At 66.1% G+C, this 15,079-nt stretch carries 11 protein-coding genes; 7 read left to right on the top strand and 4 right to left on the bottom strand.

The features are described from left to right. Nucleotides 1-12 precede the first annotated feature (12 nt). Nucleotides 13-312: a hypothetical protein gene (locus tag FVF58_RS07495; RefSeq protein WP_149669268.1), complete on the bottom strand. Its 300-nt coding sequence runs from the start codon at nt 310-312 to the stop codon at nt 13-15. Nucleotides 313-664: 352 nt separating this feature from the next. Between FVF58_RS07495 and FVF58_RS07490 the strand changes: the two genes are divergently transcribed. From FVF58_RS07490 to FVF58_RS07475, 4 genes are all read left to right on the top strand, one after another. Next, nucleotides 665-1,189 carry a PRC-barrel domain-containing protein gene (locus FVF58_RS07490; protein WP_149669267.1) on the top strand — a complete coding sequence of 175 codons (525 nt, stop codon included), beginning with the start codon at nt 665-667 and terminating at the stop codon, nt 1,187-1,189. Nucleotides 1,190-1,366: 177 nt separating this feature from the next. Next, nucleotides 1,367-1,777 carry a DUF3175 domain-containing protein gene (locus FVF58_RS07485; protein WP_149669266.1) on the top strand — a complete coding sequence of 137 codons (411 nt, stop codon included), beginning with the start codon at nt 1,367-1,369 and terminating at the stop codon, nt 1,775-1,777. A 106-nt stretch (nt 1,778-1,883) separates the two neighbouring features. Next, nucleotides 1,884-3,203, top strand: coding sequence for a cation:proton antiporter (locus FVF58_RS07480; RefSeq protein ID WP_149669265.1), 1,320 nt, complete (start codon nt 1,884-1,886; stop codon nt 3,201-3,203). A gap of 98 nt (nt 3,204-3,301) precedes the next feature. Further along, entirely contained in the window at nt 3,302-3,883 is a 582-nt protein-coding gene (locus tag FVF58_RS07475) for an FUSC family protein (protein WP_149669488.1), read from the top strand. On the opposite strand, the gene FVF58_RS07470 is transcribed toward FVF58_RS07475, so the two are convergent. Continuing rightward, a complete protein-coding gene (locus FVF58_RS07470) occupies nt 3,880-4,836 on the bottom strand; it encodes a cupin domain-containing protein (RefSeq protein ID WP_149669264.1) in 957 nt (318 codons plus the stop codon). The genes FVF58_RS07475 and FVF58_RS07470 overlap by 4 nt on opposite strands. 116 nt (nt 4,837-4,952) lie before the next feature. On the opposite strand from FVF58_RS07470, the gene FVF58_RS07465 reads away from it, so the two are divergent. After that, on the top strand, nt 4,953-5,315 hold the full coding sequence (locus FVF58_RS07465; protein ID WP_149669263.1) for a carboxymuconolactone decarboxylase family protein: 363 nt from the start codon (nt 4,953-4,955) through the stop codon (nt 5,313-5,315). 182 nt (nt 5,316-5,497) lie between these two features. On the opposite strand, the gene FVF58_RS07460 is transcribed toward FVF58_RS07465, so the two are convergent. Further along, complete coding sequence (locus tag FVF58_RS07460) at nt 5,498-6,547, bottom strand: aldo/keto reductase (protein WP_149669262.1); 1,050 nt, start codon at nt 6,545-6,547, stop codon at nt 5,498-5,500. 345 nt (nt 6,548-6,892) lie between these two features. Here FVF58_RS07460 and FVF58_RS07455 point away from each other — a divergent pair, with 345 nt between their 5' ends. After that, entirely contained in the window at nt 6,893-11,560 is a 4,668-nt protein-coding gene (locus tag FVF58_RS07455; protein WP_149669261.1) for a DEAD/DEAH box helicase, read from the top strand. Between the two features lie 269 nt (nt 11,561-11,829). Beyond that, complete coding sequence (gene pdeR / locus FVF58_RS07450) at nt 11,830-13,833, top strand: cyclic di-GMP phosphodiesterase (RefSeq protein ID WP_149669260.1); 2,004 nt, start codon at nt 11,830-11,832, stop codon at nt 13,831-13,833. Nucleotides 13,834-13,915: 82 nt separating this feature from the next. On the opposite strand, the gene FVF58_RS07445 is transcribed toward pdeR, so the two are convergent. Beyond that, nucleotides 13,916-15,019: a malate/lactate/ureidoglycolate dehydrogenase gene (locus FVF58_RS07445; protein ID WP_149669259.1), complete on the bottom strand. Its 1,104-nt coding sequence runs from the start codon at nt 15,017-15,019 to the stop codon at nt 13,916-13,918. Nucleotides 15,020-15,079 lie beyond the last annotated feature (60 nt).

Raw genomic sequence — 15,079 nt, 5'->3', positions numbered from 1 at the left:
GCCCGCCGCCGCTCACTGCCCCTTCGTGTCGCTGCTCGCATTCGCGCCGGGCGTGCTGGTCGTATCGTTCATCGGCTTCTGCGCCTGGGTTTTCGACTTCGACATGTGCTGCATCTTCTGCGTGCCGGAACTCATCGCCCCGGATGCAGGTTCGCCACCCGCCGTCGGCCCGGCAGTCGCGGCGCCATGCGCATTGCCCGAGCCGCCTGTTCCAGCGTTACCGCCATTGCCGTTGCCACCGCCCGCTTGCGCGAACGCCGCGCCCGACATCGCAACGAGTGTCGAGAGCAGCAGTGCTTTTGAAAATTTCATCGAAGTCTCCTTGAGTAGATGGGCGGCGTATTGATGCTCGCGGTCCGCATCATGCCGATCGTTTGCGATCGGCGATGACGATGGCCAACGCCGTTGTCCATCCGGTGTTCAGCAAGCGCTATGCCGCACGAAGTGCGGTCTGCGCGGTTCGTACCGCCGCAAATCGTAGGCCTATGGAGCGGCACTGCTTGGCCACTCGCCTGAGTCGCCGAAATATTTTCAAACGCGCGAGCAGGCTTTACGTGTGTCGTTGATGAGCGGGTTCCGTTCACCGCCGCAACGATCTTCACCCAGCGAAGGAACGCCGGTTGCTCAACTCTCCGGTACATCCATCTTGGAGAGGAGTCACATCATGCTCAATCAGTCACAGACGCAAAGCGGCATCGGGCAAAGCCAGGGAGCCCGCATCGTCGGCAAGGGCGCCGCGACCGCCGACGGGCCCGGACCGGACGTGATGGCGGCAGCCACGCTCGACGGCAACCGCGTCATCAGCAGTGACGGCGAGGACATCGGCAAGGTCAAGGACATCATGCTCGACGTCCGCTCGGGCCGCGTCGCTTATGCGGTGCTGTCGAGCGGCGGCTTTCTCGGCATCGGCGACAAGCTGCTGGCCATTCCATGGCACGCATTGACGCTCGACACGCAGCAAAAATGCTTCGTGCTGAACATGATCGCGGAACGCGTGAAAAACGCCCCGGGTTTCGACAAGGATCACTGGCCGTCGATGGCGGACCAGACGTGGGCGACCTCCGTGCATCAGTACTACGGCAGCGAACCGTACTGGGGCGACAGTTACGCGCAGCGCGACGATATGGACGTCGGCGCAGTTCGGCCGGGATCGTCGGACGCGCCCGAGGCCGGCGGACTGAAGCTGTAGTCCGCGCCCACGCGGGGGCCCGGGCGTCGGCAAGGCGCACACGTCCACGCGCAATGCGCCCGGCTTGCCGCGTTCGCGGCAGCCGGCGCGTCTTGCTGCGTCCTTGCACTCGACACGCAAGCGAATCAGTCACTCCGCCGTATAGCGGCAAACATAGCGCGATAAGGAGGCAAACCCATGGCCGCCCGAAAACCCACCCGCAAATCGAAACACCCGGTCGCGCGCGGTAGATCCGGACGGCCGCCCCGCCAGCGGCACGCGCAGGCGCATGCCGCGCATCGCGCGAAAGCTGCGAAATCAGGCGGCGCATCCAGTTCGCGCAAGTGGTCGCATCACGTGATGGAGACCAGCGACGCGATGGATATCGAACACGATGTGTTCAAAACCGGCAGCGCCGAGTCGATCGCGCAGTCGCTCAAGCGTTCGTCGACGAAAAGCCGCCGCCGCAAGGGCACGCCGTATCAATCGGCAATGTCGATGCTCAACTTCTACATCAATCGCGCGGGCCGTAATTTGCCGAAGGAACGCCGCGCCACGTTGCAGCAGGCCAAGCGCAAGCTGCGCGAAGCATTCGGACGGGCGCCTTGAGCTGGCCTCTTGACCGGGCCACGACGCAACGCACTTAACCGCGCGCCCCTTTCAACCGGCCGGCATCTGGCTTGATCGAAACAATGCCGGCCTCCAGCGGGAATTCATGCGCGAAACATTGTGGTTTCTCATAGTCGGCGCGGTACTGGTATTCATGGGGATCGCGGCAACGACGCTGCGGCGCCTGCCCGTCAGCGCCGCGATGTTTTACCTCGCGATCGGCTATGCGCTCGGGCTGCCCGGCATCGCGCTATTGCGCCTCGATATGGCAGTGGACGCGCGACTGCTGCGCATCATCACCGAAATCGCGCTGCTCGTGTCGCTGTTCGCCATCGGCCTGCGGCTACGCTTAGGCGTACTGGAGAAGCTCTGGACCGTGCCGCTGCGCCTCGGCGTCCTTGCCATGCTGGCGACCATTGCACTGCTGACGCTATTCGGCGTGTACGTTCTACAGCTTGCCTGGGGACCGGCTTTGTTGCTCGCCGCGATCCTCGCGCCGACCGATCCGGTGCTGGCCCACGACGTGCAGGTGCACACGCCCGGCGACCACGACCTGCTGCGCTTCGCGCTGTCCGGCGAAGGCGGCCTCAACGACGGCATCGCTCTGCCCTTCGCGATGCTCGGCCTCGCGCTATGCGCGGCGCCCTCCGGTCAGGGCGCCGAATTGCTCAATCTGAAGCTCGCGGGCAGCGTCGTGTGGGGCGTGGCCGGCGCGCTCGCGATCGGCGGGATGCTCGGCTGGGCGACGACGCACGCGCTGGCCTGGCTGCGCACCCGTCATGCGCAGGCGCTCGGCCTCGAAGGCTTCTTCGCGCTCGGATTGATCGAACTGTCGTTCGGCGCCGCGCAACTCGCGCAGACATACGGCTTTCTCGCGGTGTTTGCTGCGGGCGTCGCGATGCGCCGCGTCGAACATCGCGCGAGTGGCGGGCAGTCGCCGCGCGAGGTGATCGGCACGGTCGATTCCGAAGACGTCGAAGCCACCGCGGCCAATCCGAGCAAGGCGCACGCGTATATCACCGAGTCGGTGATGGGCTTTACGATCGAACTCGAGCGCATCGCCGAGGTGGCGGTGATGGCGATGGTCGGCAATGTGCTCGCCACGCTGCAAGCGCCGCTCTTCACGTGGCAGACGGTCGCGTTGAGCGCCGCGCTGTTCGTGATCGTGCGGCCGGTGTCGGTGGAGCTCTCGTTGCTGGGATCGAGCGCGACGCCGACGCAGCGTCGTCTGATGAGCTGGTTCGGCATACGCGGCATCGGCTCGTTCTACTATCTCGCGTTCGCGCTCGAACACGGCACGGCCGCCGACGTGATGCCGCTGATGCCGCTCGCGCTCGCGGTGGTCGCCGCGTCGGTGGTGATTCACGGCGTGTCGGCGACACCGTTGATGAACTGGTATCGCCGGCTGCGCGGCGGTGAAAAATAGCTGTTGCCGCGTCGCCCGTCTTGTCACGTCTGGCCGGTGGAAAACTGGAGTCGCTAGAATACGAAACCTTCATGCTGCGCCAACGCGCCTTCCCTTCGATGACCTCACCCGACGATTCACGACGTACAGCAAGGGCAAACGCGGCCAATTCGCTATTTGCCTTTCTGAAGGCGCTGCCGCTCGGCGAGCGGCTGATCGAAGGCGGCTTCATGGCCGTGCAGGCGGTCGCCGGCGCGAGTCTCGCGTTCGCGATCGGCCGCGCGCTGCATACCGAGCAGGCCTTCTGGGCCGCGATCACCGCGATCGCGGTGAGCCAGCACAGCTATATCGACACCCGCAACCTGTCGCGCGATCAGTTCATCGGCGCGATGGTCGGCGGCGTCTTCGGACTCGGAGGCGCCTTGCTCGGCCAAGGTCACTTCGCCGCCTATGCGGCCACCGTGGCGATGGCGATCGTGGTCTGCTGGATCGTGAACGTGGGTAGCGCGGCGCGCCTGGGCGGCGTCACCGCAACCATCATGCTGCTGGTGCCGGGCATCGGGCCCGCATGGGACAAAGCCTTGCTGCGACTCGGCGAAGTGACGATCGGCACGGTCTGCGCGCTGCTGGTGGCCTGGCTGATGTCGCGGATCGAGCAGCGCTGGTTTGGCAAACCCGGTCAATCCAGTGCACCGCGCTAGCTCTGCGCGGCGGCGTCCTCCTGGGGCTGACGCCGGTAACGCCCCGGCGTCACGCCGACACTCTGCGCGAACGCCTTGCCGAACGCGGCCTCAGACTGATAACCCACCGTTTCGCCGATCTCCGCGACGCTGCGCTGCGTGCGCCGCAGCAGATCGCAGGCGATCGTCATGCGAATCTGCGTGAGGAAGTCCATCACGGTCATGCCCGCGCGTTCGTTGAAATGACGCGCGTAGGTCGCGCGGGACATCGCGGCGAGATCGCCGAGTTCGGCGATCGTCCATGCGCGCTCGGGCGCGTTCAGCATGCCTTGCACCGAAGCGCCCAGGCGCGCGTCGGCAAGCAGGCCGAGCACGCCGGAGGTAGCCGGGTTGCGCTCGCCGTGCACGCGCAGCGCCATCGCGAACAGGGCGTGGCTCAATGCCGTGACGATCGCGAGCGCGCCCGGCTGACGATGCTCCGCTTCCGTGCGCATCAGGCCGATCACCGTCTGCAATGCGTCCAGTGTTTGCGCGTCGCCCAGCGATACATGGAACGGATCGGGCAGCGCGTTGAGCAGCAACGCGGATGAACCCGGCGCATAGACAAAGCGGCCGCAGAGAAGATCGACGTCGGCGTGGGATTGGGGGGGCGCGGGCTCGCTGTCGTCGTTGCGCCGCAGAGGCAACATGCCGTCATGACCGAGCGTCACCGGCGCGCCGCTGCCTGAACGCTTCACGTCACGCAAGCGATGCGCGGCGCCGCGCGGAAACAGCATGAAGTCGCCCGCCTGCAGCGGCACCTGCGCGCCGCCGGCGGTCTCGATCAGGCACGCGCCGCCGAGCACCAGATGAAACGGCGCAATGCCCGCTTCCAGCGGCGCGTGATCGATGTCGAACCCGCCCGAGAACAGGCAGCGCAGATCGAGGCTGGCTTGCGGCCTCGCGAGGTCGATCAGTCGGCTGAGCGTGTCCATGAGACGATCGCGCTAAAAGTTGAGCCAAACGAGTATTCAGGATATCGCGACCCAGCGCAATACTTTGTCCCACGACGCCGGCACCCGCCGACGCGCAGCAGACAAGGAGCACTGCCATGTTGAACTGGATCGATTACCGCAAAGCGCTGTTCGGCCGCATCGGCGAAATTGCCAAACTGTCGCCGGATACCGTGAAGGCGTATCAGACGATGTCGAGCGCCGGCCAGAAGGCCGACCTGCTCGGCGCCAAAACGCGCGAGCTGATTTCCCTTGCGGTGGCCGTCAGCCTGCGTTGTGACGGTTGTATTACGGTGCACACCGCCGAAGCGCTCAAGCACGGTGCGACGCGCGAGGAAATCGCCGAAGCGCTGGGCGTGGCGGTCGCGATGAATGCGGGCGCGACGATGGTGTACTCGGCTCGCACGATGGATGCGGTGGCGGCTTATACCGCTGAGGCAACTCAAGCCGCTGCGCAGTAAGCGGGTAGACGGCAGGCCGCGCCACTTCTCGCCGCAGAGTGGCGCGCGGCGCGGCTTCGACTCAATCTCTCACGTCACGCGCCGCGCGCCAGGCGCGGCAGCTTGCGCGTTGCGCATAGCGCCCCGCCTCCCGCGCCTCTTGCGCCTCACCTCACACCTCGCCGCACCCAACCATCCCGCACTTACGCCCCACGCCGCGTCTCCGCAAGCTGCTTGCGACGCCCTTCACCCTGACGCTCCAGCATCCAGCCCGGATACTCAGCCGGCAGCGTGCTGACCTTGTCGAGCTTCACCAGTTCTTCAGCGCTCAGCGTCACGCCGGTGGCGGCGATATTGTCATCGAGCTGTTCGACCTTCTTCGCGCCGACGATCACCGTGCTGACCACGCGTTGATGCAGCAACCACGCCAGCGCGATCTGCGCCACCGACACCTGCTTCGCGCCGGCAATCTCCCGCATCGCATCGATACAGTCATACGCGCGCTCGCGGTCGACCGGCGGAAAATCGAAACTCGTGCGGCGGCTGCCCGCTTCGCCCTGCTGCTCGCGCCCGTACTTGCCGCTCAGCAAGCCGCCCGCGAGCGGACTCCACACCATCAGCCCGAGGCCTTCGCTGTGCAGCATCGGCACGAGTTCGCGTTCGAGGTCGCGGCCGGCGAGCGTGTAGTACGCCTGCAGGGTTTCGAAGCGCGCGAGCCCGAGGCGCTCCGCGATGCCGAGCGCCTTCACGATCTGCCAGGCGGCCCAGTTCGACACGCCGACATAACGCACATGTCCATGCTGCACGAGCGTATCGAGCGCGCGCACGGTTTCTTCGATCGGCGTGGCCGGATCGAAACCGTGGATCTGGTACAGATCGACGTGATCGAGTTGCAGGCGTTTCAGGCTCGCCTTCACCCCGTCGATGATGTGATAGCGCGAAGCGCCCCGCGCGTTCGCAAACTCGCCGGTCTGGCCGAACACCTTGGTCGCCACCACGACCTTGTCGCGCGGCACCTTGAGGTTCTTCAACGCCTGGCCGGTAATCTGCTCGGACAGGCCGTCCGCATAGACGTCGGCCGTGTCGATGAAATTGATGCCCGCGTCGAGCGCCCGGCCGACCAGCCGCTCCGCGTCGCCCTGCTGCAGATCGCCGATCTGCTTCCAGATGCCTTCGCCCCCGCCGAAGGTCATCGTCCCCAGACATAGTTCTGAAATAAACACACCCGTACGGCCAAGCTGGTTATATCGCATCGTCGAAGCTCCATCCTTGGGTTGGTGAAGAGGTGAGCGGTAGAGAGTACTGCAATTGGCGCGATCCGGCAGGAGGCGCGCGGACCTCGGCGAACCATCGTTTACGCCGATGTTTCAGGCTGCTTACGGTTCGCCGGGTGGCGTTGGTGATCGACGGTAGTGACCGTCAGCGAGCGCGATCTGGCCGCCTGCGAAAAATCGCGGCGCGGCCGTCCCGGCTTCATGGATCGGCTCAGCGTACAAAAAGAAAATGCGGCAACCAAGGTCCCTCGGCAAAGCCCGCGAAAACCTGCCAGACTGGCTGTTGCCCTTCGCAACCGGGCCGTTATTTACCGCCCTCTGGATATGGCACGCCCCGCCCCCATCTACGCCAGCATGACTTCGGCCACGACTTCCGCCGCCCTGGATGCGGCTCCCAGCTCCGCGGCTGCCGACTCGGTCGCGGACCGCGCTTCGCCTTCTTCGACGCACCGCGCGCTCGACGACTTCCATCCGGCGGTCGCCGGCTGGTTCCGGAAGACCTTCCCCGCCCCGACCGACGCGCAAGCCGCCGCGTGGCCACAGATTCGCGGCGGCCGCTCGACGCTGGTCGCCGCGCCGACCGGTTCGGGCAAGACGCTCACCGCGTTCCTCTCGGCGCTCGACGATCTGGTTCAGCAAGGCCAGGCCAACGGCGGAGCCTTACCCGACGAAACGCTGGTGGTCTATGTGTCGCCGCTGAAGGCGCTGTCCAACGACATCCGCCTGAATCTGCAGATGCCGCTGCAAGGCATCGCCGCGGAACTCGACGCCCGCGGACTGCCGCCGCTCGATATCCGCACGGCCGTACGCACCGGCGACACCACGCCGCAGGAACGCAACGCGCTCAAGAAGCGCGCGCCGCATATCCTCGTGACCACGCCGGAATCGCTCTACGTGCTGCTCGGTTCGGACTCGGGCCGGCGCATGCTGTCGACGGTGCGCACGGTGATCGTCGATGAAATTCACGCGCTGGCCGGCAGCAAGCGCGGCAGCCATCTCGCGCTCAGCCTCGAACGTCTGGACGCGCTATGCGCGCGGCGCTTGCCGCGCATCGGCCTGTCCGCCACGCAAAAGCCGGTGAGCGCGGTGGCGCGTTTTCTGGTGGGCGGCGCGAGCATCGACAGTGGGATTCCCGCCGACTGCGCGATCGTCGACGTCGGCCACGTGCGCGAGCGCGATCTCGCGCTGGAAATCCCGCCCGTGCCGCTCGAAGCGGTGATGCCCAACGAAGTGTGGGAGCGCGTGTACGACCGTCTCGCCGAGCTGGTCGCGATGCACCGCACGACGCTGGTGTTCGTCAACACGCGGCGCATGGCCGAGCGCGTCGCGCGTCATCTGACCGAGCGGCTCGGCAAGGAGGTCGTCGCCGCCCATCACGGCAGCCTCGCGAAAGAACACCGCTTCGACGCCGAACAACGGCTCAAGCGCGGCGACCTGCGCGTGCTGATTGCGACGGCGTCGCTGGAACTCGGCATCGATATCGGCGACGTCGATCTGGTCTGCCAGATGGGTTCGCCGCGCGCGATCGCGCCGTTCCTGCAACGCGTCGGGCGCTCCGGCCACCATGTCGGCGGCATGCCCAAAGGCCGGCTGTTTCCGACCTCGCGCGACGACCTGCTCGAATGCGCGGCGCTGCTCGATTGCGTGCGGCGCGGCGAACTCGACGCGCTGCGGATCCCACGCGCGCCACTCGACGTGCTCGCGCAACAGGTCGTCGCCGAAGTGTCGAGCGCCGAATGGAGCGAGGACGCGCTGTTCGCGATGATGCGGCGCGCCGCGCCCTACGCGGAACTGGAGCGCGAGCAGTACGACGCGGTGCTGCGCATGCTCGCCGAGGGCTATACGAGCCGCCACGGTCCGCGCGCCGCCTACGTGCATCGCGACGTGGTGAGCGGCACGTTGCGCGGCCGGCGCGGCGGCAAGCTGGTCGCCGTGACCTCCGGCGGCACGATTCCCGAGAATGCGGATTACGCGGTGGTGCTCGAACCACAGGCGATCAACATCGGCACCGTCAACGAGGACTTCGCGGTCGAGAGTCTGGCGGGCGACGTGTTTCAGTTGGGCAATGCGTCGTACCGGATTCTGCGTATCGAGAGCGGCCGCGTGCGGGTCGAGGACGCGCAGGGGCAGCCGCCGAACATTCCGTTCTGGCTCGGCGAGGCGCCAGGACGCAGCGATGAACTGTCGTTTGCGGTGTCGCGTTTGCGCGAGGAGATTGGACGCGTGCTTGAAGGGAGCGGTTCTGAAGCGCAAGCGCCGGAAAACGCGAAAGCGCACGGCGCTAAAACGGGAACTGGCGCGGCCACACACACGAAATCAACAGGCAAAAACAAGGCCAAAGCGCAAACCGTGAGCGCATCCGCGGCGGCGGAAATATCGACCCGCGCCGTAACCGAAGCGCAATATGCACCCACGTCCAGGGCCGAACCCATCTCCGCGCGCATCGACCGCGCGATCGGCTGGCTCTGCGACACCCTCGATCTCGACGAAGCCGCCGCGCGCCAGATCGTCGACTATCTCGCCCGCGCCCGCGCGGCCCTCAGCGTGCTGCCCACGCAGAGCACGCTGGTCATGGAGCGCTTCTTCGACGAATCCGGCGGCACGCAACTCGTGATCCACGCGCCCTTCGGCAGCCGCGTGAACCGCGCGTGGGGCCTTGCGCTGCGCAAGCGCTTCTGCCGGACCTTCAACTTCGAACTGCAAGCGGCGGCCACCGAGGACGCGATCGTGCTGTCGCTGACCGGCAGCCACTCGTTCGTGCTCGATGACGTGTGGCGCTATCTGCATTCGAACAGCGCCGAGCATCTGCTGATCCAGGCATTGCTCGACGCGCCGCTGTTCGGCGTGCGCTGGCGCTGGAACGCGACCACCGCGCTCGGCTTGCCGCGCTACACCGGCGGACGCAAGACCGCGCCGCAACTGCAGCGTATGCGCAGCGAAGACCTGCTCGCGAGCGTGTTTCCCGAACAGGCCGCATGTCTGGAGAACGTGGTCGGCGAACGCGAGCTGCCGCATCATCCGTTAGTTGACCAAACCGTCGACGATTGCCTGCACGACGCAATGGATAGCGAACGCTGGCTCGCGCTGCTGCGCCGTATCGAACAGGGCGAGGTGCAACTGGTGGCGCGCGATCTGCCGGCGCCCTCGCCGCTAGCTGCCGAAATCCTCAATGCGAAGCCGTACGCTTACCTCGACGACGCGCCGATCGAGGAGCGTCGCACACAAGCCGTGCTGAACCGCCGCTGGACCGATCCGGCCAGCGCCGACGACCTCGGCGCACTCGACGCCGACGCGATCGACAGCGTGCGCGACGAGGCGTGGCCGGAGGCGCGCAACGCCGACGAGATGCACGAGGCGCTGACCGGCCTCGCCTGCATCACGCAAGCCGAAGCGAGCAGTCATGAAGGCTGGCCCGCGTGGCTCGCGTCGCTGGCCGAATCCGGCCGCGCGACCCGTCTGCAAATCGCCGACGATGCCGCCGTCTGGTTGCCCGCCGAGCGCCTCACCTGCTTCGAGGCGCTCTACCCCGACGCGCCGCGCGCCGCCTACACACCGCAACTTGTCGCGCCGAAAGGCTACGCCGACAGCTGGACCGCCGACGACGCATTGCTCGACGTGCTGCGCGCCCGCCTGACCGGCTTCGGTCCGCTGCCGGTCAGCGCGATCGCGCAACCGTTGAGGTTGCCCGCCGCATCGGTCGAGCATGCGCTCACGCGCCTCGAAGCCGAAGGCTACCTGATGCGCGGCCGCTTCACGCCGCAAACCGCCGAAGAAGAATGGTGCGAACGTCACCTGCTCGCGCGGATTCACCGCTACACGGTCAAACGCTTGCGACGCGAAATCGAACCCGTGGAACGGCACGACTTCATGCGCTTTCTGTTCGAATGGCAGCATCTGAGCCCGGACACGCGCAGCGAAGGCCGCGACGCGCTGGCCGCCGTGCTCGACCAGCTCGAAGGCTACCAGGCCGCCGCCGGCGCATGGGAAGAAGACATCCTGCCCGCGCGTGTGAAGGCCTACATGAATACTTCGCTCGACGAACTATGCCGCGCCGGCAAGATCGTCTGGACCCGGCTCACCGAGCGCGCGCGCGGCGCGGCGGGCCCGATCCGCAGCACGCCGATCGTGCTGCTGCCGCGCGTCCACGTGCGCATATGGCGCGCGTTGCTCGACACGTCCAGGCCGCCGGAATTATCGGCGCTCGCGCAGAGCGTGTACGACACGCTGTCGCAACACGGCGCGATGTTCTTCGACGAATTGCTCGCCGACGTCCGCGTGCTACGGATGGAACTGGAAAATGCGCTGGGCGAACTGGTCGCCGCCGGCCTCGCGAACTCCGACAGCTTCGCGGGCTTGCGCGCGTTGCTGAAGCCGGTCGCGAAGCGCAATGCGTTTTCCAGCAAGCGGCGCGCGCGCTCGAGCGCGCTGATCGGCGGGATGGACGACGCGGGCCGCTGGGCGCTCGTGAGCCGGCGCGCTGCAACGGAACCGGAAGCGGAGCGTGAATCGCAGCGCCGCCGACAGTTGCCGCCCGAAGTGCTGGAGCATGTCGCGATGACCTTGCTGCGCCGCTATGGCGTGGTGTTCTGGCGTCTGCTCGAACGCGAGGCCGAGTGGCTGCCGCCCTGGCGCGATCTGCTGCGCGTGTTTCAACGGCTCGAAGCGCGCGGCGTGATTCGCGGCGGGCGCTTCGTGAACGGCCTGGCCGGCGAGCAGTTTGCGTTGCCCGAGGCGATTCCCGTGCTGCGCGAAGTTCGGCGGCATGCGAACGATGGTGCTTTCGTGTGCGTCGCCGGGACCGATCCGTTGAATCTCGCTGGAACGCTGCTCGTCGGCGAGCGGGTGCCGGCTGTCGCGGGAAACCGGCTGCTGTTCCGCGATGGCGTGGTGGTGGCCACGCTCGTCGCGGGAAAATTCTGGTTCGACGCGTCGGTGGAAGCCCATCCGGCCGAGAGGGAACGCGCGCGCGCATTGCTGGCGCGAAGGTTCTAGGATTTTCGCGCGTGCGCGCATGCAGGTGAGCGAACCGCTGCATCCTGATGGCTCGTCGAACTCGCCCGGTTCACGAATCCCGCGACCCAATACGAATAGCCGCCCACCTGCCCCCCAAAAAACCCCTAAAGCTCTTGAACGATCGACCGTTAATGTTTATAAGCCCGAATTCCACCGCTTCGCTACAATGAGGTCAGTCTTAAGTATGAAGACTGTATGCCGCCTCGCGCCTTGACGGGGACTACCGGCACACACCGCCCGGGGATCTCATGAACGACGACCAACACGACCAGGTGCTTTATGCGCGGTTCGGCACAAGCAGCGCTTGCTGGCGTCTGTCGGCCGGCAGCAACACGCTCGAACTCACGCCCGTGACCGGCGCAGTGCCTGCCAATGTCGCGATTGCGCTGAACCCCCAACAAGCATCACAAATCCGCTGCCTCACTGGCATGACTTCGCACATCGTCGTCGACGTGCACCTCGCCGGTGAACCGTTGCGCCTGCATCTCGTCGGTAAGAAAGTCAATCGCGACACGTGGGCCGGCACCGCGTCGGCTTACGACGACACGGCGTCCGTAGTGCGCGATCTGGCGCAGGGCCTCGCGTTTGCCGAGCAGGTCGTCTCCGAAGTCAATTCGGTCGTGGTCATCGTCGATAGGCACGGCAAGATACAGCGCTTCAACCGGCTCGCCGAAGAACTGAGCGGCATCAAGGAAGCCGACATCATCGGCAGCAACGCGTTGGCGCTGTTGATGCCGTCCCAGGATGATGCGGCCGGCAGCGCGAACTTCGCCGAGGTCTTCAACCGCGGCGTGGCGTACGACGTGGAACGGCGCATCAAAACGGTGCACGGCGAACGGCTGTTTCTGTTCCACCACAAATTCGTCCGCAGCGGCAGAGGGGGCGACGAACCACTCCTGATCTGCTCGGGTACGGACATCACCGAACAAAGACTCGCGCAGGAACGGCTCACCGAACTCGCCAACACCGACGAGCTGACCGGCCTGTCCAACCGCAATGCGATCCAGGACAAGATCCGCGCGGCAATCGAACACGCCGGTCCGCACGGAGAAGTCGGCGTGCTGTTCCTCGATCTCGACAACTTCAAGAAGGTCAACGACCACTACGGCCACGTGTTCGGCGACGACCTGATCCGCGACGTGTCGGCCGCCATCGGCGGCTGCCTGAACGCAGGCGACACGCTCGCGCGGCTCGGCGGCGACGAGTTCATCGTGCTCGCGGCGAGAGGCACCTCGCGCGAACTCGAAGCCACCGCCCAGCGCATTCTGGAACGCATGCGCGCGCCGTTCGCCGTCGGGCTCGTCGAGGTCTACACGGGCTGCTCGATCGGCATCGCGCACTATCCGCAGCACGGCGACAGCCTCGAATCGCTGATCCGTTCGGCCGATACGGCCATGTACGTCGCGAAAGACGCAGGCAAGCGCACACATCGCGTGTTCTCGCCGGATATGAACCGCCGCGTCGCCGAATACATGTGGCTCGACACGAATCTGCGGCGCGGTCTCGAAGAGGGCCACCTCACGCTTCATTACCAGCCCAAGCTGTCGCTCGCGAGCGGCACGGTGCAGGGCGCCGAGGCACTGGTGCGCTGGAATTCGCCGGAACGCGGGCAGATCATGCCGGCGGACTTCATCCGGTATGCGGAAGAGTCCGGGCTGATCGGCGTGCTGGGCCGCTGGGTCATGGAATCCGCCGCGAAGCAGGCGGCCATATGGAAGGCGGACGGCTATAACCTGCGTGTCGCGATCAACGTGTCAGCGCGGCAACTGGCTGACCCCGCCGTGGTCCAGCATTTCACCGAGGCGCTGCAGCATGCGGAACTCGACCCCTGCCTGCTCGACCTCGAACTCACCGAGAGCTGTCTGATCGAGGACGAAGCGGCCGCGATCGAACTCATCACGCAGTTTCGCCAGCTCGGCGCGCAGGTTCATCTGGACGACTTCGGCACCGGCTACTCGTCGCTGTCGCAACTGGGCCGCATTCCGCTCGACGTCATCAAGCTCGACCGCAGCTTCGTGCGCTCCATCAACGCCGACACCAAGGCGCAAGCGCTGGTGCGCTCGATGGTGGCGGTCGCGCAGGAACTCGATTTCAAGGTGGTCGCCGAAGGCATCGAAACTGAATCTGAAGAAATGTTCATGAAAGGCCTTGGCGTGGATTACGTGCAGGGCTTCCTGTATGGCCGCGCCATGCCTGTCGCCGAATTCGAACGCTGGATGCAGGATCGGCAGAAGCTCCGGCTGATCGCCTGAGCTTCCCGCGGCTCGATGGGCCGATGACCCTGATCGACTCATGCGCATCGGCCACGACGCGTCCGCGCATGCGAGGCCGCCTTTATCGCAACAGCGCGCTCCAGCGGGCCGCCTCTTCGTCGCTCATGCCGACGGCCAGCGCCGCCTCGCGAATCTGCGTCCAGGTGGCAGGGTCGACCGGTATGCCCTCGGCTTCACGTTGCGCGCGTGTCACGCGTTCGGGTTCGCCCGGTTCGTAGATGCGTTCAGTGCCCGCCGCGAGCGGCGAAGCCTTCACCCAGGCGATGAACGCATCCGCTTCCGCCTGCGCATCGGGGGCATCGAATGCGGCAGGATCGATGATCACCGACAGCATGCAGTTGATGATCGCATTGGTCGTGCCAAGCGTGTCCGCGTGCGTGGTGAAGCCGCCCGACAGCGCCCCGCCGAAAATCTCGCACATCGCCGCGAGTCCAAAACCCTTGTGACCGCCGAACGGCGTCAGCGAGCCGAACGGCGGTTCGTGCATGACCTTCGGTTCGAGCGTGGGAAAGCCTTCGTGATCGATCAACGCGCCGGGCGGCGCATGCTTGCCCTGGTTGTACGCCACGCGCATCTTGCCGTAGGCGACCGTGCTGGTCGCGAAGTCGAGCACGAGCGGCGGCTTGCCGGGCCGCGGATAGGCCGCGCAAAACGGATTCGTGCCGATGCGCCGGTCCGCGCCGCCGAACGGCGCGACGAGCGGATCGCCCGCCACGTTGACGAAGTGAAACGACACCAGTCCCGCCCGCGCGCACTGTTCGGCCCAGTGGCCGATGCGCCCGATGTGATGCGCGCCGCGCAAGCCGACCGCGCAGATGCCGAGCCGTTTGGCGCGCCCGATGCCCTGCTCCATCGCCTCGAACGCGACCACCTGGCCGAAACCCTTGCCGCCTTCGACCGTTAGCACGGCACCCGCGTCCTTGACGACTTCGGCATGCAGGTTCAGTTGCAGTTGCGCATCGGCAAGCGACGCGACATAGCGCGGGATCATCCCCACGCCATGCGAGTCGTGTCCGGTCAGATTCGCCGCCACCAGATGATCCGCGACCAGTTCCGCTTCGCGCGGCGTGCTGCCCGCCTGCTCCCAGATCGCCTTCACGTAGGCATGCAGTTGATCGGCCGGAATCCGGAAGGAGGCGGGTTGAGCAGTCGCGTTATCGGTCATTCAGTGGTCGGTATAAGTGACGGGTTTGAACAGCGGATCAGTTAAAGCCCGAGCGAAGCA

The sequence above is a fragment of the Paraburkholderia panacisoli genome (assembly GCF_008369935.1).
Classification (GTDB): Bacteria; Pseudomonadota; Gammaproteobacteria; order Burkholderiales; family Burkholderiaceae; genus Paraburkholderia; species Paraburkholderia panacisoli.
This window is presented reverse-complemented; position numbering and strand designations above follow the sequence as displayed.

Excerpts from the sequence above, each read along its gene's own strand:
- FVF58_RS07495 (WP_149669268.1), bottom strand. The coding sequence starts at position 312 with ATGAAATTTTCAAAAGCACTGCTGCTCTCGACACTCGTTGCGATGTCG.
- FVF58_RS07490 (WP_149669267.1), top strand. The coding sequence starts at position 665 with ATGCTCAATCAGTCACAGACGCAAAGCGGCATCGGGCAAAGCCAGGGA.
- FVF58_RS07485 (WP_149669266.1), top strand. The coding sequence starts at position 1,367 with ATGGCCGCCCGAAAACCCACCCGCAAATCGAAACACCCGGTCGCGCGC.
- FVF58_RS07480 (WP_149669265.1), top strand. The coding sequence starts at position 1,884 with ATGCGCGAAACATTGTGGTTTCTCATAGTCGGCGCGGTACTGGTATTC.
- FVF58_RS07475 (WP_149669488.1), top strand. The coding sequence starts at position 3,302 with ATGACCTCACCCGACGATTCACGACGTACAGCAAGGGCAAACGCGGCC.
- FVF58_RS07470 (WP_149669264.1), bottom strand. The coding sequence starts at position 4,836 with ATGGACACGCTCAGCCGACTGATCGACCTCGCGAGGCCGCAAGCCAGC.
- FVF58_RS07465 (WP_149669263.1), top strand. The coding sequence starts at position 4,953 with ATGTTGAACTGGATCGATTACCGCAAAGCGCTGTTCGGCCGCATCGGC.
- FVF58_RS07460 (WP_149669262.1), bottom strand. The coding sequence starts at position 6,547 with ATGCGATATAACCAGCTTGGCCGTACGGGTGTGTTTATTTCAGAACTA.
- FVF58_RS07455 (WP_149669261.1), top strand. The coding sequence starts at position 6,893 with ATGGCACGCCCCGCCCCCATCTACGCCAGCATGACTTCGGCCACGACT.
- pdeR (WP_149669260.1), top strand. The coding sequence starts at position 11,830 with ATGAACGACGACCAACACGACCAGGTGCTTTATGCGCGGTTCGGCACA.
- FVF58_RS07445 (WP_149669259.1), bottom strand. The coding sequence starts at position 15,019 with ATGACCGATAACGCGACTGCTCAACCCGCCTCCTTCCGGATTCCGGCC.